Origin of the sequence: Streptomyces fagopyri, assembly GCF_009498275.1 — a bacterium.
GTDB classification, from domain to species: domain Bacteria; phylum Actinomycetota; class Actinomycetes; order Streptomycetales; family Streptomycetaceae; genus Streptomyces; species Streptomyces fagopyri.
In genome coordinates this window covers 7,370,368-7,395,664 of record NZ_CP045643.1, presented here as the reverse complement: position 1 = coordinate 7,395,664, position 25,297 = coordinate 7,370,368, and the positions used below count along the sequence as shown (strand labels likewise).

Annotated in this window: 19 protein-coding genes and 2 pseudogenes; 9 read left to right on the top strand and 12 right to left on the bottom strand. The window is 71.9% G+C overall.

Annotated elements, in window-relative coordinates; all coding sequences use genetic code 11:
- The first annotated feature begins 695 nt into the window (after positions 1–695).
- Positions 696–1,898, top strand: a complete 1,203-nt coding sequence (locus tag GFH48_RS31940) for an amino acid deaminase/aldolase (RefSeq protein ID WP_153291562.1) — start codon at positions 696–698, stop codon at positions 1,896–1,898.
- A 34-nt stretch (positions 1,899–1,932) separates the two neighbouring features.
- Here GFH48_RS31940 and GFH48_RS31935 read toward each other — a convergent pair whose 3' ends face one another.
- The 5 genes from GFH48_RS31935 to GFH48_RS31915 form a co-directional block, all read right to left on the bottom strand.
- Positions 1,933–2,856, bottom strand: coding sequence for a DUF2510 domain-containing protein (locus tag GFH48_RS31935; RefSeq protein ID WP_153291561.1), 924 nt, complete (start codon positions 2,854–2,856; stop codon positions 1,933–1,935).
- Positions 2,857–2,898: 42 nt separating this feature from the next.
- Positions 2,899–4,155 carry a haloacid dehalogenase-like hydrolase gene (locus tag GFH48_RS31930; RefSeq protein ID WP_153291560.1) on the bottom strand — a complete coding sequence of 419 codons (1,257 nt, stop codon included), beginning with the start codon at positions 4,153–4,155 and terminating at the stop codon, positions 2,899–2,901.
- Positions 4,156–4,179: 24 nt separating this feature from the next.
- A complete protein-coding gene (locus GFH48_RS31925; RefSeq protein ID WP_153291559.1) occupies positions 4,180–4,989 on the bottom strand; it encodes a 3-oxoacyl-ACP reductase in 810 nt (269 codons plus the stop codon).
- Entirely contained in the window at positions 4,986–6,341 is a 1,356-nt protein-coding gene (locus GFH48_RS31920; protein ID WP_228121044.1) for an aldehyde dehydrogenase family protein, read from the bottom strand. The genes GFH48_RS31925 and GFH48_RS31920 overlap by 4 nt, the downstream gene beginning before the upstream one ends.
- A 71-nt stretch (positions 6,342–6,412) precedes the next feature.
- The gene (locus tag GFH48_RS31915) at positions 6,413–7,783 is read right to left on the bottom strand and encodes a glutamine synthetase family protein (protein WP_153291558.1); all 1,371 of its coding nucleotides are present in this window, start codon (positions 7,781–7,783) and stop codon (positions 6,413–6,415) included.
- Between the two features lie 77 nt (positions 7,784–7,860).
- On the opposite strand from GFH48_RS31915, the gene GFH48_RS31910 reads away from it, so the two are divergent.
- Entirely contained in the window at positions 7,861–8,607 is a 747-nt protein-coding gene (locus GFH48_RS31910; RefSeq protein ID WP_153291557.1) for a FadR/GntR family transcriptional regulator, read from the top strand.
- 109 nt (positions 8,608–8,716) lie between these two features.
- Positions 8,717–9,400: a gamma-glutamyl-gamma-aminobutyrate hydrolase family protein gene (locus GFH48_RS31905; RefSeq protein WP_153291556.1), complete on the top strand. Its 684-nt coding sequence runs from the start codon at positions 8,717–8,719 to the stop codon at positions 9,398–9,400.
- Between the two features lie 415 nt (positions 9,401–9,815).
- Here the strand turns inward: GFH48_RS31905 and GFH48_RS31900 are convergent, their stop codons facing one another.
- Positions 9,816–10,799 carry a LysR family transcriptional regulator gene (locus GFH48_RS31900; protein WP_153291555.1) on the bottom strand — a complete coding sequence of 328 codons (984 nt, stop codon included), beginning with the start codon at positions 10,797–10,799 and terminating at the stop codon, positions 9,816–9,818.
- Between the two features lie 70 nt (positions 10,800–10,869).
- On the opposite strand from GFH48_RS31900, the gene GFH48_RS31895 reads away from it, so the two are divergent.
- The 3 genes and pseudogenes from GFH48_RS31895 to GFH48_RS31885 all read left to right on the top strand — a co-directional run bounded on the left by GFH48_RS31895 (position 10,870) and on the right by GFH48_RS31885 (position 13,950).
- Positions 10,870–11,994, top strand: coding sequence for a TDT family transporter (locus GFH48_RS31895; protein WP_153291554.1), 1,125 nt, complete (start codon positions 10,870–10,872; stop codon positions 11,992–11,994).
- A gap of 338 nt (positions 11,995–12,332) precedes the next feature.
- Positions 12,333–13,124 carry a tetratricopeptide repeat protein gene (locus tag GFH48_RS31890; protein WP_153291553.1) on the top strand — a complete coding sequence of 264 codons (792 nt, stop codon included), beginning with the start codon at positions 12,333–12,335 and terminating at the stop codon, positions 13,122–13,124.
- Positions 13,125–13,356: 232 nt separating this feature from the next.
- A pseudogene (locus GFH48_RS31885) lies at positions 13,357–13,950 on the top strand (DUF4291 domain-containing protein).
- Between the two features lie 76 nt (positions 13,951–14,026).
- On the opposite strand, the pseudogene GFH48_RS39465 reads toward GFH48_RS31885, so the two are convergent.
- Positions 14,027–14,165, bottom strand: a pseudogene (locus GFH48_RS39465) (DUF4291 family protein); the annotation flags it as partial.
- 202 nt (positions 14,166–14,367) lie between these two features.
- Here GFH48_RS39465 and GFH48_RS31875 point away from each other — a divergent pair.
- Positions 14,368–14,676 carry a hypothetical protein gene (locus tag GFH48_RS31875; protein ID WP_153291552.1) on the top strand — a complete coding sequence of 103 codons (309 nt, stop codon included), beginning with the start codon at positions 14,368–14,370 and terminating at the stop codon, positions 14,674–14,676.
- 71 nt (positions 14,677–14,747) lie between these two features.
- Here GFH48_RS31875 and GFH48_RS31870 read toward each other — a convergent pair whose 3' ends face one another.
- The 5 genes from GFH48_RS31870 to GFH48_RS31850 all read right to left on the bottom strand — a co-directional run bounded on the left by GFH48_RS31870 (position 14,748) and on the right by GFH48_RS31850 (position 22,773).
- A complete protein-coding gene (locus tag GFH48_RS31870) occupies positions 14,748–16,142 on the bottom strand; it encodes a hypothetical protein (RefSeq protein ID WP_228121042.1) in 1,395 nt (464 codons plus the stop codon).
- A 343-nt stretch (positions 16,143–16,485) separates the two neighbouring features.
- Complete coding sequence (locus GFH48_RS31865) at positions 16,486–17,277, bottom strand: helical backbone metal receptor (protein ID WP_153291551.1); 792 nt, start codon at positions 17,275–17,277, stop codon at positions 16,486–16,488.
- Positions 17,278–17,596: 319 nt separating this feature from the next.
- Positions 17,597–18,178 (bottom strand): helix-turn-helix domain-containing protein, encoded by a 582-nt coding sequence (locus GFH48_RS31860; RefSeq protein WP_153293209.1) that lies wholly within the window; start codon positions 18,176–18,178, stop codon positions 17,597–17,599.
- A 907-nt stretch (positions 18,179–19,085) separates the two neighbouring features.
- Positions 19,086–21,701, bottom strand: a complete 2,616-nt coding sequence (locus GFH48_RS31855; RefSeq protein ID WP_153291550.1) for an ABC transporter permease/substrate binding protein — start codon at positions 21,699–21,701, stop codon at positions 19,086–19,088.
- On the bottom strand, positions 21,694–22,773 hold the full coding sequence (locus GFH48_RS31850) for a quaternary amine ABC transporter ATP-binding protein (RefSeq protein WP_153291549.1): 1,080 nt from the start codon (positions 22,771–22,773) through the stop codon (positions 21,694–21,696). The genes GFH48_RS31855 and GFH48_RS31850 overlap by 8 nt, the downstream gene beginning before the upstream one ends.
- Before the next feature lie 194 nt (positions 22,774–22,967).
- Between GFH48_RS31850 and GFH48_RS31845 the strand changes: the two genes are divergently transcribed.
- Positions 22,968–23,897, top strand: a complete 930-nt coding sequence (locus tag GFH48_RS31845; RefSeq protein ID WP_194280905.1) for a 5'-3' exonuclease — start codon at positions 22,968–22,970, stop codon at positions 23,895–23,897.
- 196 nt (positions 23,898–24,093) lie between these two features.
- On the top strand, positions 24,094–24,942 hold the full coding sequence (locus GFH48_RS31840) for a siderophore-interacting protein (RefSeq protein ID WP_153291547.1): 849 nt from the start codon (positions 24,094–24,096) through the stop codon (positions 24,940–24,942).
- The last annotated feature ends 355 nt before the right edge of the window (positions 24,943–25,297 follow it).

Here is a 25,297-nt window from a genome sequence, read left to right as displayed (position 1 = left end):
GTTCTCGGGCAGGGTTTCGGGGCGTGCCGGGGACACGGGCCGGAAGAATCCCGGGTCGCCGGGCTCGGGCGACCGCTCCGGGCGGGACGGCCCGGCGTTCCCGCTCTCGGGGGCGCGCTCGGGGCGGTCCCGGGGCGTCCGCCGGAAGAACCCCGCGTCACCCGGCGCGGACGACCGCTCCGGGCGGGAGACCGGTACGGCCGGCGGACGGTGTGCCGCGGTGCCGTCGATCGTGCGGGAACCCGCACCTTCGTGAGGCACCGCGCCCTCGCCCGCCGGTGTCCCGTCGGGCGAGCCCGTTCCGTCGGGCGACTCCCCGGGGGACGGGTCCGTGGCGGGCGGCTGTTCCTGGCTGGGTGGGCCTGCCGGGCGCGGCGGGATGGAGGCGCGACGCGCTTCCGTGCTCATGCACTCCCCGTTTCCTCGTACCCGGGCAACCGGTCCGGCCCGGAGTCCGCCGGGCCGTCCACCTGTACGTAAGGGACCACCCCGGCGACTCATCCGTCACGGGACACGCATACCCGTGCCGACGGACCGTCATCCCGGGCAGGCACCGCCCGGACAAGGTCGTCCACCCCTCGCCCTCGTCACTCTACGGGCTGACGTGGGCCTGGAGGGAACCAGACCGAGACCCCGGGGCATCTGCCCGGAACATCCCCCTACCCTGCGGTAATCGAGTCTGGCAGGCTTCGGTCATGACTGCCCGCGCCGCAGACCGGGCCCGCTACGACCGGGCCACCGCTCACCTCGACGCCCCTCTCGCGATCGTGGACCTGGAGGCCTTCGACGCGAACGCGGACGACCTCGTCCGCAGGGCCGGCGGAAAGCCGATCCGGGTCGCCAGCAAATCCGTACGCTGCCGCGCCCTGCTCGAACGTGTCCTGGCCCGGGACGGCTTCGCGGGAATCATGTCCTTCACCCTCGCCGAGTCGATCTGGCTGGCCCGCTCCGGCTTCGACGACGTCCTCCTCGCCTACCCGTCGGTGGACACCGCGGCGTACGCGGAGCTGACCGGCGATCCCAAGCTCGCCGCCGCCGTCACCGTCATGGTCGACGACCCCGCCCAGCTCCGTCTCATCGACGAGGCCCGTCGGGGCGGCACCGAAACCGTGCGGGTCTGCCTGGAGTTGGACACCTCGCTCCGACTGCTCGGCGGGCGGGTCCGGGTCGGGGCGCTGCGCTCGCCGCTGCACTCGGCCGAGCAGGTCGCCGAGATGGCGCGGACCGTAGCCGGCCGGCCCGGCTTCGAGCTGGTGGGGATCATGGCGTACGAGGGCCACATCGCGGGCGTCGGCGACGCCGTGGCGGGACGGCCCTTCCGGTCGCGGGCCGTCAGGCTCATGCAGGCCACCGCCCGCAAGGAGCTGGCGCGACGGCGCGCCGAGGTGGTCCGCGCGGTACGGGCGGTGGCGCCGGACCTGGAGTTCGTCAACGGCGGGGGCACCGGCAGTGTGCAGCAGACGGCCGCCGAGGACGCGGTGACCGAGATCGCGGCCGGCTCCGGGCTCTACGTCCCCCGGCTGTTCGACAACTACACGTCCTTCAGCGGACGTCCCGCCGCGCTCTTCGCGCAGCCCGTCGTGCGCCGTCCCGGTGTCGGGATCGTCACGGTGCTCGGCGGCGGCTATCCGGCCTCGGGAGCGCCGGGCGCCGACCGGCTCCCGGTCCCCCACCTTCCGGAGGGGTTGCGGTACGACCCCCAGGAGGGGCCGGGCGAGGTGCAGACCCCGCTGCTCGGCTCCCCCGCGGACGACCTGCTCATCGGCGACAAGGTGTGGTTCCGGCACGCCAAGGCCGGGGAGCTGTGCGAGCGCTTCGACTCGCTGCACCTGGTGGAGGGCGACGAGGTGACGGCGACCGTCCCGACGTACCGCGGAGAGGGACGCACGTTCCTCTGAGGAACGGGGCCGTCTCCGGTGAGGGGCGGGGCGGCTACCGGGAGGGGCCGATGCTGCTGCCCACTCCCCCGCCGGTGCCCGCGTCGCCCGTCGCCCGGATCCCCTCGGTGATCCGGTCCATGTCGGCGAGCGGCGGTCCGTCGGCGCCGGCGTCGAAGGCGAAGCGGACGATGACGGGCGCCTGTGATCCGACGCTGGAGGCGAACGCCAGCGACTCGACGTATCCGCCCGGTCCCACCCCGGTGCGGACCCGCCAGCGCACCAGGTATCCGGCGCGGCCCGCGACCGCGACCGAGCCCGCCTTCAGCAACCGGTGCGACGTGATGCCCCGGTAGGGGCGGTCACCGAGGGCGTCGCGGTCGTACGCGGTGTTCGCGGCGTCGTCGATGTCCTGTTCGGCGAGGGTCTTCGGGGAGTCCTCGGCGTTCGCCGTGACGGTGCGCGAGACGACCCTGCCGCGCCGGCACAGGCCGGGGTCGCCGGGGCAGTCGTACGTTCCGGGGGTGGTCAGCACCAGGTCGTCCTCGGCGGCGTCACGGGGTTCGACCCAGCCCCCGGGCAGCGGCAGCGTGATGCCGTTGAGCTCGTCGACGACGACGGACGGGGCACCGGAGCGGGGTCCGGTAGTGGAGGGGACGGACGGGGAGCGCCCCTTCGACGGTGCGGAGGGTGTGCCGGGCGGTGTGGTCCGTGCCGCCGCGGCGCCGTCGCTCCCGTCGTTCCGGCCGAGGACGAGGACGCCCGTGACGATCGAGGTGACGAGGACGGCTCCGGCGGCGACGAGTGCCACGGCCTTCGCGCGGCCGGGGCCGCGGCCGCCTCGTTCCGGTGGGGCGAGGGGCACCGGCAGGGTCCCGGGCTGCCGCCGGTGATCGGTCCACGCGGTGCCGTCCCACCAGCGCTCGACGAGCGGGTACGACGGGTCGCGGTACCAGCCGGGTGGGGGCGTCATGCTCATCCCGGCAATCTACGGCGTGCCCGGGACGCCGGTACACGGTGCTCAGTGCACGGAGTCCCGCTGGTCGGGTACGACCGAACCGTCGTCCCTCAGGACGGGTCCCCTGCCGCCGTCGATGGCGTTGTAGGCGTTCGTCGAGCACGGGTACGGCTCCGGCCTGCGCGGCAGCGGCCCGATGAACATGGGGTTGACCAGCCAGCGGCCGTCCGCGTCGTCGTAGGCGCGGCACATGAGTTCGCTCTTGTTGCGATTGAGCACGAGGTGCGCGCCGGTGGCGTCCCCGACGAAGGTGACGTCGGTGTCGGCGTCGCCGGCCGCGAGCGCGACACGGTGACGCGGGTCTTGCCGCCGCCAGGCCGCGGCACCGTGGACACCGTAGATCTCCTGGTTGATCCAGCAGCGCTTGCCGTCGATGTAGGGGATGGCCCCGCCCCGGGTCGCCGGTACGCCGCCGCAGCCCTGGTTCCAGGGGGTGATCCGGCCGTGCCGGTCGAGGACCGAGCGGATGGCGATCGTGTGCCGCGCGTCGACGCCGACGCCGCGCGACCAGACCTCGGTGACGGGTTCGGAGCCGGCCGAGACGATGTAGACGTCGAATCCGGCCCGTCGGAGCGTACGGATCAGGTCACGCTGCTGGGCGTAGTACCGGACGTACGCGGGGAGGGTGTGCGTGCCCACCGTGCGGGTCGAACCGACGGGCGCGGCCAGGGCCTCGGTACGGGCACGGCGGGCGTAGGAGGTCAGTTCGGCGACGGTGTGCCCGGCGAGGAGCTGGGGCACCCAGGCGTACTGGGGGACGGTCCGCCGGCGGTTCCAGTCCCCGGCGAAGGCGGCGGCGCCGTCCATGGTCCGCCCGGTCTCGCGGATCTCCAGGATCTCGTCGGCGCAGCGGGGGGCCGCCGAGGTGGTGAGGGGAGCGCCCACGGGGGTGGTGGTGCCGCACGCCGCGGTCAGCGCGCGGTCGGCCGCGCCGGTGAGCCACTCGCTGGTGTCCCGCCAGTTCGCCGGGCGCAGGATCCCGTCGTGCCGCAGGATCCAGGCGAGGGTGGCGTCGGTGACGTCGTTCTTGGTGACCGTGTTGTCCCAGTCGAACGCGGCGACAGGGGTGTTCCCGCTCCCGGAACAGGTTCCTCGCGTGTCGATCAGCCGTTGCAGTCGGGCGCGGTTGTCGCCGTACCAGCTCTCCGAGAGCCGTGGGCAGTCGGGGCGGGGACCGGAGGGGGCGGGCGCCGCGGCCGCCGGGGTGGCGGCCGCGACCAGGGCCCATACGAGAGCGGCGCGGACGGATCGGAATCGCATGGGTCGTGCATACACCGGCGTGGTCTACAGGGGCGTGACGTACGCGCCCGAGATCCCTCCGTCCACCAGGAAGTCGGCGGCGTTCACGAAGGAGGAGTCGTCGCTGGCGAGGAAGGCGACCGCCGCGGCGATCTCCTCGGCCTCGGCGAACCGGCCGACCGGGATGTGGACGAGCCGGCGCGCGGCGCGCTCCGGGTCCTTGGCGAACAGCTCTTGTAGGAGCGGGGTGTTGACCGGTCCGGGGCACAGGGCGTTGACCCGGATGCCTTCGCGGGCGAACTGCACTCCCAGCTCGCGGGACATGGCGAGCACGCCGCCCTTGGAGGCGGTGTACGAGATCTGGGAGGTCGCCGCGCCCATCCGGGCGACGAAGGACGCCGTGTTGATGATGGAGCCCCTGCCCTGGCGGCGCATGTAGGGGATCGCGGCCTTGCAGCACAGGTAGACGGAGGTGAGGTTGACCTCCTGGACGCGCCTCCAGGCCTCCAGGCCGGTGTCCAGGATGGAGTCGTCGTCGGGCGGCGAGATGCCCGCGTTGTTGAAGGCGACGTCGACCGATCCGTAGGTGTCGTACGCCGTCCTGAAGAGGGTCTCGACCTGCTCGGGGTCGGTGACGTCGACCTTGACGAAGATGCCGCCCACCTCGTCGGCGGCGGCCTTGCCGCCGACCTCGTCGACGTCGCCGCAGACGACGTGAGCGCCCTCGGAGGCGAGCCGGCGCGCGGTGGCGAGTCCGATGCCGCTGCCGGCGCCGGTGATGACGGCGGTGCGGCCGACGAGGCGGCGGCAGATGTTCCCTGCGGGGGATTCGGTACCTGCGGTGGCTTCGGTCACTGTGCGGGGCCCTCCGTGCTGATGAAGACGTTCTTGGTCTCGGTGAAGGCGGTGAGCGCGTCCGGGCCGAGTTCGCGGCCGATCCCGGACTGCTTGAAGCCGCCGAAGGGGGTCCAGTAGCGGACGCTGGAATGGGAGTTGACGGAGAGGTTGCCGGCGCGGACGGCTCCCGAGACGCGCAGCGCCCGCCCGACGTCACGGGTCCAGATCGAGCCTGCGAGGCCGTAGTCGGTGGCGTTGGCGAGCCGGACCGCGTCCGCCTCGTCCTCGAAGGGCAGGACGACCGCGACCGGGCCGAAGACCTCCTCGACGGCCACCCGCGCGTGCGGCTCGACGTCCGTGAGGACGGTGGGCGGGAACCAGAAGCCGCGGCCCTCGGGTGCCTTGCCGCGGATGCCGGGGAGGCCGGCGGGGACGTACGACCGCACGCGCTCCAGCTGTGCCCGGGAGATCAGCGGGCCCATCTGCGTCGCCTCGTCGGACGGGTCTCCGACGACGACGGACTCGATCGCCGGGGCGAGGAGCCCGAGGAAGCGCTCGTACACGGAGCGCTGGACGAGGATGCGGGTGCGGGCGCAGCAGTCCTGGCCCGAGTTGTCGAGGAAGGACATGGGGGCGGCGGCCGCGGCTGCCTCGATGTCGGCGTCGGCGAAGACGATGTTGGGGCTCTTGCCGCCGAGTTCCAGGGTGACGCGCTTGAGAAGGGCCGCGCCCTTCGCCAACACCTGTTTGCCCACGCTCGTGGACCCCGTGAAGACGATCTTCGCGACGCCGGGGTGCTCGACCAGCGCGTCACCCGCGACGGGGCCGGCTCCCGGCAGCACTTGCAGAAGGTGCTCCGGAAGGCCTGCCTCCAGGGCGAGTTCGGCCAGCCGTAGTGCCGTCAGGGGCGTCGTCTCGGCGGGTTTGAGGAGGACCGCGTTGCCGGCCGCGAGCGCGGGGGCGGCGCCCCAGGCCGCGATCGGCATCGGGAAGTTCCAGGGCGCGATGACGCCCACGACACCGAGGGGTTCGAGGAGGGTGATGTCGAGGCCGCCCGCGACCGGGATCTGACGGCCGGTCAGCCGCTCCACTCCGCCGGCCGCGTAGTCGAGCAGATCGCGGACGTTTCCCGCCTCCCAGCGGGCGTTGCCGATGGTGTGCCCGGCCTCGCGGACCTCCAGCCGGGCGAGCTCCTCACGGTGTTCGTCGACGACGACGGCGAACCGGCGCAGCAGCCGGGCCCGGTCGCCGGGCGCCAGCGCGGCCCAGCGGAGCTGCGCCCGGGACGCCCGCAGGACGGCGGCGTCCACGTCGGCCGCGGTGGCGGCCGGGACGGTGGCGACGACCTCCTCGGTGGCCGGGTCGAGCACGCGGAGCTCATGGACGACGTGGGGCAGGTCATGGACGACGTGGGGTTGGGGCTCGTGCGACAAGAGGGACCTCACATGCGTTCGAAGGAGCGGCGCAGCTCCCAGTCGGTCACCGCGGCGTCGAAGGCCTCCAGCTCGACACGCGCCATGTTGCGGTAGTGCGCGACCACCTCGTCACCGAAGGCGGCCCGCGCGACGGGGCTGTTCTCCCAGAGCTCGGCGGCCTCGCGCAGGGTGGTCGGCACGTGCTCGTACGCCGCGGTGTACGCGTTCCCGGTGCACGCCTCGGGCAGTTCGAGTTCGTGCTCGATGCCGTACAGGCCGGCCGCGACGAGTCCGGCGACGGCCAGGTGCGGGTTGACGTCACCGCCGGGCAGCCGGTTCTCGAAGCGCATCGAGCGGCCGTGACCGACGACGCGCAGCGCACAGGTGCGGTTGTCGTGTCCCCAGGCGACGGCGGTCGGCGCGAAGGAGCCGGGCTGGAAGCGCTTGTACGAGTTGATGTTGGGCGCGTAGAGGAGCGCGAAGTCCCTGAGCGCGGCGAGCTGTCCGGCGAGGAACCGGCGCATGGTCTCCGACATGCCGCCGGGGTCCTCGGCCGAGCCCGCCATCACGTTCGTGCCGTCGGCGTCCGCGAGCGAGAGGTGGATGTGGCAGGAGTTGCCCTCGCGCTCGTCGTACTTCGCCATGAAGGTGAGCGAGACGCCCTCCTGGGAGGCGATCTCCTTCGCGCCGGTCTTGTAGACGGCGTGCTGGTCGCAGGTGACGAGTGCCTCGTCGTACTTGAACGCGATCTCGTGCTGGCCCGGGTTGCACTCGCCCTTGGCGGACTCGACGGTCAGCCCCGCGGCCTGCATCTCGTTGCGGATGCGGCGCAGCAGCGGCTCGATGCGCCCGGTCCCCAGCACCGAGTAGTCGATGTTGTACTGGTTCGCCGGGGTGAGGCCCCGGTAGCGCGCGTCCCAGGCCTGCTCGTAGGTGTCCTTGAAGACGATGAACTCGAGTTCGGTACCGACCTGCGCGGTCAGGCCCCGCTCGGCGAGCCGGTCGAGCTGGCGGCGCAGGATCTGCCGGGGGGCCGCCACCACCGGCGAACCGTCGTTCCAGGCGAGGTCGGCGATGAGCAGGGCGGTGCCCGCGTTCCAGGGGACGCGCCGCAGGGTGCCGGGATCGGGGTGCATGGCGAAGTCGCCGTAGCCCCGCTCCCACGAGGACATGGCGTAGCCGTCGACGGTGTTCATCTCGGTGTCGACGGCGAGGAGGTAGTTGCAGCCCTCGGTGCCGTGTTCGAGGACCTCGTCCAGGAAGAAGCGCGCGGCGAACCGCTTTCCCTGGAGGCGGCCCTGCATGTCGGGGAAGGCCAGGACGACGGTGTCGATCTCGCCGTCCGCGACGAGGGTGCGCAGTTCCTCGACGGCGAGCGGGGGTGTGCGGTCTGCCACCGGAAAAGCCTCCTTGGGTCAGCCGAGAGCCATAAGGTATTGCCGAGAACCATTGCTTGGGAAGGGGGCACGACCAGATGACGCAGGCGGGTCCCGACCGTGGTCCGGGAAGCGCGGGGGACGGGCTGGCGCCGGTGCTGCGCCCGGTGCGGGCGGGCAACGGTTTCGAGGAGGCGCTGGAGCAGATCCTCCAGGTGGTCCGGCTCGGCCTGGTGCCGGGCGGGGAACGACTGCCCGCCGAACGGGAGTTGGCCGAGCGGCTCGGGATCAGCCGGGTGACCCTGCGCGAGGTGCTGAAGGTGCTCCAGGACCAGGGGCTGGTCGAGTCGCGGCGCGGCCGGTACGGCGGCACGTTCGTACGGCCGAGGGACACGGCACCCGGCCAGGACGAACTGCGGCGCCGGACCGCCGGCGTCGACATCGAGGACGTACTGCGCTTCCGGGAGGTGCTGGAGGTGGGAGCGGCCGGACTGTGCGCCGCGCACGGGCTCGACGGCGACCGGGCCGGCCGGCTGCGCGAGGCGCTCGCGCACACCCATGACGCGCCGCTCGCCGACTACCGCCGCCTGGACACGATGCTCCATCTCACCCTGGCGGAGCTGGCCGGCTCCCCGTCGCTGACGGCCCAGTACGCGGCCGTCCGCGCGTCCGTCAACGACCTGCTCGACTGCATCCCGCTGCTGGTACGGAACCTGGAGCATTCCCAGCGCCAGCACACCGCGCTGGTCGAGGCGGTGCTCGACGGGGACGCGGACGGGGCGCGGGAGATGATGCGCGAGCACTGCGAGGGAACGGCCGCGCTGCTGCGGGGCTTCCTGGCGTGAGCGCCGGGTGGCGCGCTGCCGGTGCGACACCCCGCCGTCACATCCGCGGGGGTGAGAGCATCCACCAAAGGCATGATTCCGTTCCATTGGATCCGACAGGGAGCGCAGAGTGGGCAGCAGACCGCTGATCGGCGTGAGCACGTATCTGGAGTCCGGGGCGCGCTGGGGAGTGTGGGAGCTGGAGGCCGTGCTGCTGCCGGCCGGCTATCCGCGGCTGGTCCAGCGGTCCGGGGGGCTCGCCGCGCTGCTGCCGCCGGACGATCCCTCGCTGGCGGCCTCGGCGGTCGCCCGGCTCGACGCGCTCGTCGTCGCGGGCGGGCCGGACGTCGACCCGGTCCACTACGGCGCCGAGCGCTCACCGCGGACGGGTCCGCCCGCCGCCCGGCGCGACGCCTGGGAACTCGCCCTGATCCGGGCCGCGCTGGACGCCGGAACCCCGCTCCTAGGCATCTGCCGGGGTATGCAGCTCCTCAACGTCGCCCTCGGCGGCACGCTCGTCCAGCACATCGAAGGCCATGTGAAGGACGCCGGGGTCTTCGGCCGCCATGACGTGACACCCGTGCCGGGCACCCGGTACGCGGAGATCGCGCCGGAGTCCTGCGCCGTGCCGACCTATCACCATCAGGCGGTGGACCGGCTCGGCCAGGGCCTGACCGTCTCGGCGTACGCCGCGGACGGCACGGTCGAGGCGGTCGAACTCCCGCGCCCCGACTGGGTGCTGGGCGTGCAGTGGCATCCGGAGATGGGGGAGGACCTCCGAGTCGTCGAGTCGCTGGTACGAGCCGCGTCCTGAACCGGGGTCGGGCGGACGGGCCTGCGACCGCACCCTGACCCGGGGCCGCACGCGCGCGCGAACCGCGTCCTTGACGGGCGTCGTACGAGCGTGGGCGCGCTTGCGGGGCGGGGCGCGTCGCGCGAGCGCGGGGCGGGGCGCGCGAGCGCGGGGCGGGGCGGGGCGCGTCGCCACCGGCGTCGTACCAGTCCTGACGCGAGCGCGGGGCGCGGGGCGCGGGCCGCGGGCCGCGTCGCGTCGCGCACCGGCGTCGCACCGGCGCCGGTGCGAACCGCCTTCCGGACCGGCGCCGTACGAGCGCGAGTGCCGGCGCGAGTGGGGGCGGGGGCGCGAGTGCGGGCGGGGGCGCGAGTGCGGGCGGGGGCGCGACCTCGCGCCGATACCGACGATTCCCCGCTTCGCGCGCCCCGCGCCCCTACACCCCGCGCGTCAGTGACAGCAGGTCTCGGGCCGGGCCCGTGGGGCGGTGGCCCGTGGGCCAGACCGCGCGCAGGGCCCGGCGGAGCTCGACTCCGGAGAGCGGGACGCTCACCAGACGGTGGGTGGACAGCTCCTCGCCGAGGGCCAGTTCACTGAGGACGGCGGGGCCCGCGCCGCTCACCGCGGCGGCCTTGACCGCCGTCGTCGAGGACAGCTCGATCAGGGGCCGCGCCAGACCGCCCAGCGCCGCGTCGAGCACCTGGCGCGTGCCCGAGCCCTCCTCCCGCAGGATCAACGGGGTCGCCGCGAGTTCCGGCCCCTCCAGAGGAGCCCGGCGCCGGGCCCACGGGTGCCCCGGCGCCGTCACCACGATCAGCCGGTCGTGTGCGATGACCGCGGAGTCCAGCCCGGCGGGAACCGAGAGCCCCTCCACGAATCCCAGGTCCGCCTCGCCCGTGAGGAGGCGTTCCGCGACGGCGGTGGAATTGCCCGCGAGCAGGGAGACGGCCGTGTCCGGGCGCTGCCCGCGCAACGCGATCAGCCAGCCCGGCAGCAGGTACTCGGCGATCGTCATGCTCGCCGCCACCCGCAGCCGCGAGTCACGCCGGTCCCGCAGCGCCTGCGCCCCCGCGTCGAACGCCTCGGCCGCCTCGACGACCCGCCGCGCCCAGTCCGTGACCAGCGCGCCCGCGTCCGTGAGACGTGACCCCCTGGGCGAGCGGTCGACGAGCGCCACGCCCAGCTGCCGTTCCATGGAACGGATCCGGCTGCTGGCCGCGGGCTGGGTGATCCCCAGTTCCCGCGCCGCCCGCCCGAGGCTCCCGAGCCGGGCCACGGCGAGCAGCAGTTCCAGCGCCCCGAGATCGGGCACCCGGTGCGCGATCCCGGCCGCGGCCGGCTCACCGGCGCCCCGGCCCCCGCCCGCCGCACCGGACCGCGCCGCCCTGCCGTCCGTCGACTCCTCAGCACTCACACCCATAAAGCCAGCTTATGCCCCCATAGACCCGTACTCCCTGGCGGGGAACCCGCCGCGGCGGGACCGTGGATCCATGGTCACCGCAGCCCAGCCCGTCCTCCCGCGCACCGCCGCCGGAACCCTGCGTCCGCGCGCCGCCGCCGTCCGCCACCTCGGCCCGAACTGGTACTCCTCGGTCATGGGCACGGCGATCGTGGCCACCGCGGGGGCCGGACTCCCCGGCGCCTTCCCGGGCCTGCGGACCTTCTGCCTCGTCGTCTGGGCGCTCTCGGCCGTCCTGCTCATGACACTGCTCGGCGCCCGTGCCCTGCACTGGACGCACCATCGCGACCAGGCCCGCGCCCACCTCCTCGACCCGGCCATGGCCCCCTTCTACGGCTGCCTCGCGATGGCCCTGCTGGCGGTGGGCGGCGCCACGCTCGTCGTCGGCCGGGACTGGATCGGAACACCCGCCGCGGTCGCCGTGGACGCCGTGCTGTTCGGTGTGGGGACGGTGGCCGCCCTCGCCGCCGCCCTGGCCGTCCCGTACCTGATGATCGTGCACCACCGCATACGGCCCGACCAGGCCACTCCCGTCTGGCTGCTCCCCCTCGTCGCGCCCATGGTCTCCGCCGCCGTCGGACCGCTGCTCGTCCCGCATCTCCCGCCGGGGCAGGCCCGCGAGGCCCTGCTCCTCGGCTGCTTCGCGCTCTTCGGGCTCAGCCTGCTGGCCACCTTCGTGATGCTGCCGGTGATCTTCTCCCGGCTGCTCACCGGGGGGCCGCTGCCGCTCGTCCTCACCCCCACGCTGTTCCTCGTCCTCGGTCCGCTCGGCCAGTCCACGACGGCCACCGGCAAGTTCGCCGACTTCGCGCCGGGTGTCGTACCGGCCCCGTACGACCAGGGCTTCGCCCTCCTGGCGGTGCTCTACGGGGTGCCCGTCATGGGCTTCGCGCTGCTGTGGTTCGGGTTGGCGGCCGCGATGGTGGCGCGGGCCCGCCGCCGGGGCATGGGGTTCTCGATGACGTGGTGGGCGTTCACCTTCCCGGTCGGGACCTGCGTCACCGGCGCCGAATCACTGGCCCGGCACACCGGACTGCTCGCCCTGGACCGGCTAGCCGTCGCCCTGTACGCGCTCCTGCTCGCCGCCTGGGCCGTGGCCGCCGTCCACACCCTGCGCGGCGTACTCAGCCGCGCCCTGCTCACGGCGCCTCGCTGAGAGCAACCGCTCGACCCACGCCCCGGCCCGCACCCTCCCCCTCGGGTCGGCCAGGGCTTGTCCCTCATCCGTGTAGCGGTACATCATCCACGTGAAACTGGGCTTGATCCATGTCAAGCCGTGTTCACAGACCTTCCATCGGCCCCGGCCACTCGCTGATCCGGAGGCTCCCGCTGTTGGCACAGGCTCTGGCTCCGGATTGTGCGGTACGGCCACGGCTGGCGAGGGAGATCCTCCCAAGCCGTATGTGCCGACCCTGGTCTCTCGACCGCAACTGGGGTGTTCGTGGCAGCCGTTGTTACGGTTCCCCTTTGCCGCCGCCGACCGTGGGAGAGTAGATGTCTTCGGAATCCGTACCTTCATTCGATTTCATAAGCGACGCTCAACGGGTTCTGGCGGCTGCTCAGTGGGGGAACCGCGATGCGGAGGCGCGACTTGAGGAGCTACGGGGGCCACTCGCTGCGCTGGCGGAGGCGGGCGACCTCGAGGCGCGAAGCTTGTTGGGTGGCATCGCGCTGGAATACGACGAAGACGCTGTGGCGGCGCTCCGGCATTTCACCCTCGCGGCTGAGCAGGGCCATCCCGCCGGCCAGCGCGGTCTGGCCTACCTCTTGTCGACAGGCCGCGGTACGCAGCGCGATCCGGAGCGTGCGGAGCGGCTCTTCGCCTCGGCGGCCGAGGCAGGTGACGGCCACGCCATGTTCAACCTGGCGATGATGCACCTCATGGACAAGGCGACCGACCCTATGAGCCCGCGGTCAGCGATGACGTTGCTGATGACGGCAGCGGAGCAAGACGTGCCGGAGGCTGCCGGCGTACTCGGCGAGTGGTTCAGCGAGCTCGGCCGTGAGGCTGATGCGCTGACGTGGTACGAGCGGGCGGCAGCGGGGGGACACGGACCTTCGATGCTTGCCACCGCTGTGCGCTACCGGGACGCGGTCGGTACAGACAGAGACCCGGTCCGCTCACTGATGTGGTTCTTGACGATGCTCCACGTCGGTAACGGCGACGGCATACACGAGTCGCACGAACTCGTCTCAGGCATGAGCGACCAGCAGATCAGAGACGCGGCGCGGCGGGCCCACTCACCTGATTGGGCAGAAGCGCTGATCAGTTCGCGGAGCCGATAGCCGCGACAACTACGGTGCGAGCACGACCGGCCAAAGGGCCTGCCAACGATGCTTGATGACCATGTCAAGGCGCGATCACAGACCTTTTCGTGTGGTGGTGTCCAAGACTCCGTACGCCTCCCTGGAGTCCCCACTCATCCAGGCCGGAGTAGATCAACGCGGTGCGGCATGAGGGGAGCAACGAGTCGAAAATCGGTGGTCACATGAGCTGACCGGGCCCACGCTGTACGCCATGGAAGAACCGCAACGTCAGATCCGCGCGGCCCACACGGACTCCACGATCACCGTCTATCAGGCGTACCGCCCGGAGATCGGCGGACCCGCCGCCCGCAAGGGCCGTTTCCCCGCCGCGTGGAAGCCCGACCGCATGACGTGGATCAAACCCAGTTTCATGTGGATGATGTACCGCTCCGGCTGGGGCACGAAGGAGGGGCAGGAGACCGTCCTCGCCGTCGAGATCACCCGCGACGGCTTCGAGTGGGCGCTGCGCCACGCCTGCCCGGCGAGTTACGTCCGCGGACTGCACTCCGATCGCGGCACCTGGCAGCGCGACCTCAAGCGCGCGCCGGCCCGTGTCCAGTGGGACCCCGAACGCGACCTGCACCTGCGACCCTTGCCGCACCGCTCGCTGCAACTGGGGCTCTCGGGCGAGGCATCGGCGCGCTACGCCGACGAGTGAATCATGTCCATCAACGACGTGACCCCGCTCGCCCACGAGATCCACGCACTCGTCAGGGACGGCGACCTGGACGCGACTGCCCGACTGCTCCCCCAGGAGCAGGAATACCCCGCGAGTGAAGAACTGCTGGCCCACCTGTGTCCTTGACCGGTAGCCCGGGGACAACGGCGGGCATCACCCATGGGCCACATGGCGGCAAGGTCTGTGACCACTACTTGATGGTCCACGTCATGCGGCCAGGCTTCCACACGTCGGGAAAACGGCCGTCGGGGACGGCGGGCAGTCCGATCTCAGGGCGGTCGGTACGCCTGGTAGACGGTGATCGTGGACCGGATAAAACATCCCCGCAGGTCAACGCGGATGGAGGCTGAGTCTGGCCGCGTCTGGCCACGTCTGGCCGCAATATCCGGACTGTGGGGTCAGCGGCTTGTTCCTGCCCGCCCACGCGGCCAACCGAAAGGCCCGCGAACGCGGTTGGACGTGGATCACCGAAGCGCGTTCGCAGCTCCCATCCGTGGCCGTAGGATCTCCCGCCGGTGGTCGACACAGCTTGTGGGGGCGAACATGGAGAGACCGGACGACCGCATCGCATCCGTCCTGCGCTTCGCCGCGGAACTCGTCGCCTGGGTGGCCACTCCCTGGGCCTTGTCCACGTACTCATGGCTGCTTGCCGTCTTGGCGGTGGTGGTACTGATCGGCCTCCCGACCGTCTTCTCCACTCCCGGAGACGCCGGGCGGTCCCCCGCCACGGGTCAGCTGAACCCCGTCGTAGTGCGGCTCGGCCTCGGCGCCTTCGCCCTCTTCGCCGCCGTAGGCGATCTCCACGAGTTCGACCGTCTCGTCAGCCGCGCAGGTGAGCACCAGCGTGGGTGAAGCGGTGTGGACGGCCCACTGTCCCGCGGGATGACGACACGAACCCGCGGATTGCCCCGGATCCGTCCGCGTCAGCGAGGAACGCCCAGCTCGTCCAGGTATGCGTGCATGACCTCCGCCGGAAGACTCGGGTTGCCGAGGGCGCTGGAGCAGGTCTCCGGATTCCCGCGGCTTTCGAGGATGAGATCAACTGGCAGTGCGGGGTGCGCGGCCGCCATGGCACGTACCCGACCGTCGGGGTCGGAAAGCAGCCGCACCACAGCGTCGACGGGCGCTTCGGGGTCCAGCCCCACCAGTCGTCGTAGCTCTGGATTCGGGTCGTCGGCGAAGCGTTGCCCGCTGCCCACGCCCGGGAAGTTCGGGTGGGCCGCCAGAGCCCCCTTGGTGATGACCTCGCAGTCCAGACAGGTCCGCAGCACGACCTCGCCGTCGACGGTCGGCTGGTTCTCGCACAGCAGGAGTCGTACGGCGTAGTCGTCGTCCTTCGAGAGCAGGTCGATGGCGTCGGCAGGCAGGTGCCGTCCGCAGGCCGCGCTGCGCCGTAGCAGGATGTTGGCCGACCTGGCGCATTGGCGCAGGACGCCGGGATCAGCGCAGAGGCGGACCCATTCGACGGGATGGAGCCGGTCGGACGGGCTGATGGTGACGTCGACGGCGGCGCGTTCGGCCTCCGTCAGTTCGGGGCGTACCGATACCGCAAGCCGGACTCCGTGCGTGTCGTCGTTGGCCAACGGCCTGACGATGTCGATCGGAACGCCGAGATTGGCCGCCAGCTCCCGCCGGTCCTCCGCTTCGGTGCTTGCCGCGAGCCGTTGGGCGGTCGACGTGCTCATGGCTCCGTGCCGGATCACCCGCCACCGGTCGAGGCCGCCGATTCCCGCGTCGAGAAGCAGGTCCGTGCGGGCCGCGTCATCGCGGCAGGCCTCCATCATGGCCGCTCGGCGGACTTCGTCATCGGCGTCGTGGAGCAGACGGCTTCGGGTGTCCTCGGACAGCAGCGTCCACTGGCGGCAGGCCGCCTTTCGAAAGTCCGCGTCCTGGTGGCCGGCAAGCCCGGCGACCAGGCTCGGGGCCGTGTCGCGGCAGAAGGCCGCGCCACGGCGGACCTTCGGTTCCGGATCGGCGAGCAGCCGCCGCTGAGTGGACAGGGGCAGTGAAGGCGTGGGGGTGCGGAACCGGTCGGGTCCGAGGGCGAGCCCTAGGCGGACCTGTGGATCGGGATCGTCCACGAGCCTCGCCCGTTGTCGCGCCGGCACCGAGGCGTTCTCCGTCAGCACACTCCGCAGTCCGCGGTCGGGATGCGCGACGATGGCGTCGACCACCTCGTCCGGCAGAGCGCGCCAGGCCAGTGTGTTCCACGCCGCGGCGGCCTCCTCGTACAGCAGTCTGGTCAGGACGTCGGCCGGCGCCGCGGGATTTCGCGCGATGGCGGCGAGGGTCTCGCGGTGACCGCGATCTCCATGCACAGCGGGTCCTCCTTGTTCCCGGCGGCCGTCACCGGTCCGGCGGGCTCCGGTCCGTCACCCGCGACGGAGTTCACGCGCGCCTTCCGACACGTCGGCCCGGATCCGGGGACCGCCTGAGGCGCCGCCGATCGAGGCGGCGTGGAGGGCGGCAACAGCGCCACGGAGGACGCGACGGTCGTGCGGGGGCATCGGCATGGGGAGAACCTCTGTGGGAACGCGGGGAAACGGACGGTGGCCTCCGGGAGAACACTCCTCCGAGCGCTAGACCCCCGCCGGTCCCGAACAGTTGCACGGCCGGTACCTTTCCGCATGGCGATCGCACATCGGCGGTCCCGGTCGGGCTTCAGTCCGCGGGTGGGTCGACAGTCGCCGTGCCCACGCGACCCGCATTCCTCTCTGCTGCCCGCAGTGCCTCGCCGAGCACCCGCGGCGCTCGCGCCAGTGACGGTCCGTACCAGGTCAGGTGCCGTCCGTCGACGAGGGCGCAGGGCACGTCGTCGAAGGCCTCGGGACCGTCGTCGGCGGTGAAGCGGTACGGCTCGTCGGGCAGCACCACGAGCTCCGGGGCCGCCGCGCGGAGCTCGGCGAGGGGGACACGGGGATAGCGCTCCTCGTGGCGCGCGTACACGTTGTCGACACCCAGACGCATGAGGACGTCCCCGGCGAAGGTGTCACGGCCGAGGACCATCCAGGGGCGCCGCCAGACCGGCACGATCGCGGACGTCCGGCGCCCCGGACCGGGCACTCCGGCCCACGCCGCCTCCGCCTCGTCGAGCCAGCGGGGCCGGGTCCGCGCCCCGCACGCGGTCAGCACCCGGTCCAGTTCCCCGAGGGCTCCGGGTACGTCCCGGACCTCTGTGACCAGCACCTCGACCCCGGCCGCGCGCAGCGCGTCGAGATCGGGGCCGCGGTTCTCCTCCTCGTTGGCCACCACCAGGTCGGGGCGGATCCCCACGATCCGGTCGACCCGAGGGTTCTTGGTGCCGCCGATCCTGACGACGTCGAGGTCCGGCGGATGGCTGCACCAGTCGGTCGCGCCGACCAGGGCGCCGGGGACGGTCACCGCGACGGCCTCGGTGAGGGAGGGCACGAGCGACACGACCCGGGGGACGCCGGCGCCCGTCGTCCCGGTCACCGGCGCGTACCCTGTGCCGTGACCGAGCGGCGGCGGGTGACATCGGCGTCGGCGAAGGCGTGACAGGAAGTCCCGGACATGGCGCCAGTATCGCAGCGGCGCCCGGCGCCGATCGCGCGGAAGGCCGGCACCCGGGGTCAGCTCCTTCGGACAGCGCCCGAGGCCGACGCCCCGGTGCAGCTCGTCGGGCCGGCGGCCCGGTTCGGCTCGCTGGCCCGGCGGCCCCGGTTCAACTCGTCGGGCCGGCGGCCGGGGTCACACCTGAGGTCCCCGATCCGCCCTCTTCGCCCCGGCCTTCCGATGACGTCCGTATCCGAGGTCAGCGCCTGCCGAAGCCGTGGCGCTCCTCCACCGCCTCGATGTGGTCGGCGACCTCGACCACGACCACCCGGGTGTCCGGCACGGTGGCCCGCCACCGATGGCGCACTCCGCCCGTGAGGTACAGCGTGTCCCCGCGCCCGAGGCGGTGGGCACGTCCCTCGGCCTCGACCTCGACGGCGCCGTCGGCGACGTACATCAACTTGTCGTTGCGGTGCTGGAGTTCGCGGCCCGCCTCGTGGTCTCCGACGAACTCCGTTGCGTGCAGCTGGTGGTGACCGCGTACCAGGGGGCGCGTGCGCGCGTCGGTGGCGCAGTCGGCGCCTTCGTCGGCGCGTACGACATCGACACTGCACGCCGGGTCGGCCGCGGCGAGCAGCTCCACGGCCGTGGTGCCGAGCGCGTCGGCCACCCGCTCCAGGGAACTACGGCTCGGCCTCGCCCGCTCGTTCTCCACCTGGCTGAGGAACGGGACCGACAGGCCGCTGCGCTCGGCCACGACGGCGAGGGTGAGTTCCAGTGCCCGGCGTCGCCGCCGGACGGCCGCGCCCACCCGAAGGGGCTGTTCTTTCTGGTCGCCCATCGCTCCGGCTCCCTCCCACGCGTCGTCGGTCCACTGCATCGGTCCACGCCTCGGGCCCTTGCCCCTGAAGAGTTGTTTGCACCCTACGCATGTTCGGCAAACCGTTTCATGCGGCCGTCATATCGCTGTCACATCGTGGGAGGGCGAGGGTCACAATTCGCGCCAACAGCCGAGTCGCCCCGCCTCCCCCGGCATCATGGCCGCCGCTCCGGACGAATGGGCTGGCCAGGAGGGCCGGGCGCCCTCACCGAGTGCCACCGGGCCGCTACCGACCCCGTGTCAGGACCGTCGGTCCGCGGCGGTGCTCCGAGGACGACTCCGGTCGTCTCCGGCACCACGGGTCCCCCCAGGACTCCCGGACACGGCCCGCCGCTAGCGGTGAACCAAACCGATAGGTGAAGTCGCCATGTTCCGGGCGGAGTTGGCGATCGGTGCCGCACCGCACGCGGTCGTGGCCGGTCAGCTCGGCCGTGCCGTCGCCCGGGACGGTGCCGTGCGGCGGGCCCCCGGTGCGGCGTGCGGCGGCGCAGGGTACGGCGTGCGGGGGTGCGGGGCACCTCGCGGGCGCGCGCCGCCTCCGTCCCGGCCGGGGGGCCGGGGCCGGGACGGCCGTGTACCGCGTGTGGTTGTCCGGATCCGGTGCGTGCGCGTCGACATACGCGTCCCGGTCGTCCACCGACGACCACCGGCGACGAGACGGTGGGACGGCGGAATGGCAGGACGGCAGGACGGCGGGACGGCGGGACCGGACGCGCGGACCCACGGAGTGCCTGCCGCGCGGAGAGCCGACCGTCGACGAAGGCCGGGTGAGGGACGGCGGACACAGCGAGGGGTGGGATTCGCCGCCGGACACCCTTGAGATGTCCGGCGGCGGGTCCCACCCCTCGGCCGGCCGCGTACGGTCGGACTACCGCGGCGCCATCCGGTCCACCACGTCCGGGTGTTCCTTCAGCCAGGACGCGACGGCGTCCTCCTCGTGGCCCTGGCCGCGCTGCTTGATCTCGCTCTCCAGGGTGCCGAGTTCGTTCTCGCTCATCTTGAAGTTCTTGATCCACCGGGTGAGTTGCGGGTACTGCTCCGGGAACTTCTCACTGGAGATGGTCCGGATCGTGTTGCCCTCACCGAAGAGCTTCTTGTCGTCCGACAGCTTGGTGAGCTTGTACTCGCTGTAGGCCCAGTGCGGGGACCACAGGACGACGGCGACGGGCTGCTTCTTGGCGTACGCGCGCTTCAGCTCGGCCAGCATGGCGGGTGTGGAGCCGTCGACGACCTTGTACTCCTTGTCCAGGCCGTAGCCCGGGAGCACCTTCTTCTTGAGCAGGTTCATCTCACCGGTGCCGGGCTCGATGCCGATGATCTTCCCGTCGAAGGTGCCGGCCTTGCCCTTCAGGTCCGCGAGGGACTTGACGCCCTTCACGTAGGAGGGCACGGCGATCTCCAGCGAGGTCGGGGCGTACCAGGTGCCCAGGTCTCTCAGGTCGTTCTTGTGCTGGTCCCAGTAGTTCGACTGGGCGTAGGGCAGCCAGGCGTCGAAGTTGAGGTCGAGGTCGCCGGAGGCCAGGCCGGTGTAGACCGGGCCGACGTCCATCTGCTTGAGGTTGAGCGTGTAGCCGCGACGGGCCAGGACGTTCTTCCAGAGGTAGGTGACGGCGACGTCCTCGTCCCAGGGGAACCATGCGACGTCCACCGCGCGCCCGGCCTCGGCCGGGGCCGCGGCGGAGGCGCCCTTGACCGGGGCCAGCTTGTCGACGACACCGGGGTTCTTCTTCAGCCAGGCGCGCACGGCGTCCTGCTGCTTGCCCTTGCCGACCTTGTTGATCTCGGCCTCGAGATCGGTCAGTTGCTTCTCGGTCATCCTGAAGTTCTTCAGCCACTTGCCGACGACCGGGTTGTCCCGCGCGAAGCCCTTGCGGGAGAGCGTGTGCACGCCGTCGCCCTTGCCCCAGGCGCCCTTCGGGTCCTTGAGCTTCTTCAGCTTGTAGTCGCTGTAGGCCCAGTGCGGCGACCAGAGCGTGGCGACGATCGGCTTCTTCGCCGCGTACGCGCGCTTCAGCTCGGCCAGCATCGCCGGCGTGGAGCTGTCGACGACCTTGTACTCCTTGTCGAGCCCGTACGCCTTGAGCACCTTGCTCTTGAGCAGGCCCATCATTCCGGCGCTGGACTCGATGCCGGTGATCTTGCCGCCGAAGGTACCGGCCTTGCCCTTGAGGTCCTCCAGGGAGTCGATGCCCTTCATGTAGGCGGGCACCGACAGCTCCAGGGATGTCGGGCCGTACCAGGAGCCCAGGTCGTCGAGCTGCTTACCGTACTTCTTCCAGTACTCCGCGTGCGTGGTCGGCAGCCAGGAGTCGGTCTCGAAGTCGACGTCGCCCTGGGCGAGCGAGGTGTAGAGCGGGCCGGCGTCGAACTGCTTGACGTCGACCTTGTAGCCGCGCTCCTCCAGGATCTCCTGCCACAGGAAGGTGGAGGCGACCCCCTCGTCCCACGGGATGTAGCCCATGCTGATCTTCTTGCCCTGGCCGACGTTCTCGCCGTCGGCCGCGGTGGACGTCGAGCCCGCGCCGCCGAAGACACCCATGCCGCCCGCGACCAGCGCGAGGACGACGACGCCCACCACCGCGACGGCGGGGCGGGGACGGTAGGACCAGATCCGCAGACCCTGCGCGGCGCGCAGCTTGGCGGCGGCGCGGCGGCCGAGCGGGGAGACCTGGGTGCCGAGGGCGCCGGTCATCCGGTCGAGGTAGATCGCCAGGATGACGATGGCGACGCCCGCCTCGGAGCCCAGTCCGACGTTCAGCTGGCCGATGGCCTCGTTCACGTCGCCGCCGAGGCCGCCGGTGCCGACCATGCCCGCGATGGCGGCCATGGACAGGCCCAGCATGATGACCTGGTTGACGCCCGCCATGACGGTGGGCAGGGCCAGCGGCAGCTGGATGCGCAGCAGGGTGTCGCGCGGGGTGGTGCCGAACGCGTCGGCGGCCTCGACCAGATCCTGGTCGACCTGGCGGATGCCCAGCTCGGTCATGCGGACACCGGGTGCCAGCGCGAAGATCAGGGTGGCCACGATGCCGGCGGGGGCGCCGGTGCCGAAGAACAGGATCGCCGGGATGAGGTAGATCATCGCGGGCAGGGTCTGCATGAAGTCGAGCACCGGGCGGACGATTCCGCTGACCCGGTCGGAGCGCGCCGCCCAGATGCCCACGGGGACGGAGACGACGAGCGCGATCAGCGTCGCCACGAGGACGAGCGAGAGGGTCACCATCGCGTCCTCCCACAGTTCGAGGGAGTCGATGAACGCGAAGCCCACGAAGGTGAGGACACCGGCGGAGGTGCCGCGCAGCCAGAACGCGATGACGGCGAAGATGCCGGCGAGGAGGAGCGGCTGGGGTGCCTGGAGGACGGCGTCGATGCCGTCGTAGGTGCCGGAGAAGACGGTCTTGAGGAGGTCGAAGAGCCACGCCATGTGGTTCAGGAGCCAGTCGACGACGTCGTTGACCCAGTCACCGAAGGGAATCCTAGGCATCGGCCGTCACCGCCTCGTCCCGCGGCTGCTCACAGCGCTCGGGTTCGTCCTGTTCGTCGCCGAGGAAGGCGACGAGCCTGCGCCGCGGCACGACACCGACCAGTTCACCCCGGGGGTCGAGGACCGCGACCGGGTGCGTGAGGCGGGTGCTGATCGCGCACAGGTCCACGAACGAGGTGTCGGGCAGCGCGGTCTCGCAGGCGCAGTCGGCCTCGTCGCCGCGTACGTCGGTGTCCATGACGGCGCCGGCCGTCAGCACCCGGGAGCGGTCGACGTCCTGGGTGAAGGAGGCGACGTAGTCGTCGGCGGGGCGCACGAGGATGTCCTCGGCGCTGCCGATCTGGACGATGCGGCCGTCGCGCATCACGGCGATCCGGTCGCCGAGCCGCATGGCCTCGTTGAGGTCGTGGGTGATGAACACGATGGTCTTCTTGAGCTTCTTCTGGAGCTCGATGAGCTGGTCCTGCATGTCACGGCGGATCAGCGGGTCGAGCGCGCTGAACGACTCGTCCATCAGCAGCAGATCGGCGTCGGTGGCGAGCGCGCGGGCGAGGCCGACGCGCTGCTGCATCCCGCCGGACAGCTCGTCGGGCCAGGACTTCTCCCAGCCCGCGAGCCCGGCCAGCTCCAGTGCTTCGGTGGCGCGCTTCCTGCGCTCGGCGGCCGGTACGCCCTGGACCTCCAGGCCGTACGCCGCGTTCTCCAGGACGCTGCGGTGCGGGAAGAGCGCGAAGTGCTGGAACACCATGCTGATCTTCTTCGAGCGGACCTCGCGCAGGTCGCGGGCGCTGAGCCCGGTGAGGTCCTGACCGTCGAAGCGCACCTGTCCCGCGGTCGGTTCCAGAAGTCCGTTGAGCATGCGCAGCAGCGTGGACTTGCCGGATCCGGACAGGCCCATGACGACGAAGATCTGGCCCGGGTCGACAGTGAAGGACGCGTCGATCACGGCGGCGGTGGTGCCGTCGGCGCGCAGTTCCTCTCGGTCGGTTCCCTGGCGGAGCCGCTCCACCGCCTCTTCCGGTCGTCTCCCGAACACCTTGTACAGATGCTCGGCCTCAAGCCTGGATGACACGTGTGCCTCTCGTTCGGACGCTTCGATCGGTCTGATCGGTGCGACGGGTCTGATCGGTGCGGTCGGTGTTGACCGCGGTGATCGAGGTGATCGGTCGAAAAAGCAACCGGGCGCTTCCCGATGCCGCGCCTGCCCTCGCTTACACGGAGCAAACACGAGAGTGGTCCAGGTCACTGTCAGTGGCGTACGGCATGATGCGGGGCGTGACCAGACGCCTGATGCTGCTCGACACCGCCTCCCTGTACTTCCGGGCCTACTTCGGAGTCCCCGACTCCGTGAAGGCCCCGGACGGCACGCCCGTGAACGCCGTGCGCGGGCTGCTCGACTTCATCGACCGCCTGGTCAAGGACCACCGTCCGGACGACCTGGTGGCCTGCATGGACGCGGACTGGCGCCCGCAGTGGCGGGTCGACCTGATCCCCTCGTACAAGGCCCACCGGGTGGCCGTGGAGACCGAGACCGGTCCGGACCAGGAGGAGGTGCCGGACACGCTCTCCCCGCAGGTGCCCGTCATCGAGGACGTCCTGGACGCGCTGGGCATCGCGCGCGTGGGCGTCGAGGGGTACGAGGCGGACGACGTGATCGGCACCTTCGCCGGACGCGCCACCGGCCCGGTCGACATCGTCACCGGCGACCGCGACCTCTACCAGCTCGTCGACGACGAGCGGGGGGTGCGCGTCCTGTACCCGCTCAAGGGCGTCGGCACCCTCCAGCTCACCGACGAGACATGGCTGCGCGAGAAGTACGGGGTCGACGGCTCCGGATACGCGGACCTGGCGCTGCTGCGCGGCGATCCGAGCGACGGCCTTCCGGGGGTGCCCGGGATCGGCGAGAAGACGGCGGCCAAGCTGCTCGACGCCTTCGGCGACCTGGCGGGGATCATGTCCGCCGTGGACGACCCGAAGTCCGGGCTGACGCCCTCTCAGCGCAGACGGCTCGACGAGTCCCGACCCTACGTCGCCCTGGCGCCCGAGGTCGTACGGGTGGCCGGTGACGTCCCGCTGCCCGACGTCGACCCGGCGCTGCCGCACTCTCCGCGCGACCCGGCCGCGCTGGACGCACTCGCGGCGCGCTGGGGCCTGGGCGGCTCCCTGCAGCGTCTGCTCACGACACTCGGCAGCTGAGAAGTGCCCGTTCCCGCAGGCGAGGACGGGTTTCCCGGGTGAGGGCGTCGTCGCTGTCTGGAGGACGGCTCGATCCTCACCCCGGGGGGAGTCGAGTCCCGGTACGAAGAGCGCTCAGGCCCTCCCTGCGAAGGGTGCCAACCGGGACAGAGATGCTAACTTAGGTGAGCCTAAGTCTTTGAACGAGGAGGCCGTCATGGCAGAGCGTCCGGCACGCAGGCCCAGGAAGCCCCACTCCGCGCTCGTCGTGCGGACCGAGCGGCTCACTCCCCACATGCAGCGTGTCGTCCTCGGGGGCGAGGGCCTCGCCGAGTTCACCGCGGGCACCTGTACCGACCACTACGTGAAGCTGCTCTTCGCCGCGGAGGGTGTCAGCTACCCCGAGCCGTTCGACATGGAGCGGATCCGCGAGGAGTTCCCGCGCGAGCAGTGGCCCGTGACCCGGACGTACACCGTGCGCGCCTGGGACCCCGAACTGCGGGAGCTGACGCTCGACTTCGTGGTCCACGGTGACGAGGGCCTGGCCGGTCCCTGGGCGGCCCGGGTCCAACCGGGCGAAACGGTCCGGTTCATGGGACCCGGCGGCGCGTACGCGCCCGACGCGGGCGCCGACTGGCATCTGTTCGCCGGTGACGAGAGCGCGCTGCCCGCGATCGCCGCCGCCCTGGAGGCGCTGCCGGACGGCGCCGTGGCCCATGCCTTCCTGGAGGTCTCGGACCCCGAGGAGGAGCAGAAGATCGACTCCGACGTGGACGTGGTGTGGCTGCACCGCGGCGACCGGCCGGTCGGCGAGGCCCTGGTGGCGGCCGTGCGCGCGCTCGACTTCCCGGAGGGCCGGGTGCACGCGTTCGTGCACGGCGAGGCGGCCTTCGTGAAGGAGTTGCGCCGACTGCTGCGGGTGGAGCGGGAGATCCCTCGCGAGGACCTGTCGATCTCCGGCTACTGGCGCCTGGGGCACAACGAGGACGGCTGGCAGGCAGCCAAGCGGGAGTGGAACGCGCAGGTGGAGGCCGAGCAGGAGGCGACCTCGGCGACGGCCTCCTGACCCTCCCCGGACGGGCTCCCACCGCGACCGGCACGGCCTGACCGTACGGATGTCCCGCCACCTCACCACGGGCCGCACCGCCGCCGGGACCCGCGCGGCCGGCCGGGGCCCGCGCGGCCGGACCGCCCGGACGGCCGGGCCCGGACGGCCGGGCCCGGACGGCTGGCCCGGACGGCTGGCCCGGACGGCTGGCCCGGACGGCTGGCCCGGACGGCTGGCCCGGACGGCTGGATGGGGCACCCCGGTCGGGGTGCCCGGACATCGCGGGACGCCCCGCCGCGCTCGCACGGTCGGACGGGGCGAAACCGGCGACGCGCGGCGTCCAGCAGGGCCTGCGGGACAGCGCCGCCTTCGT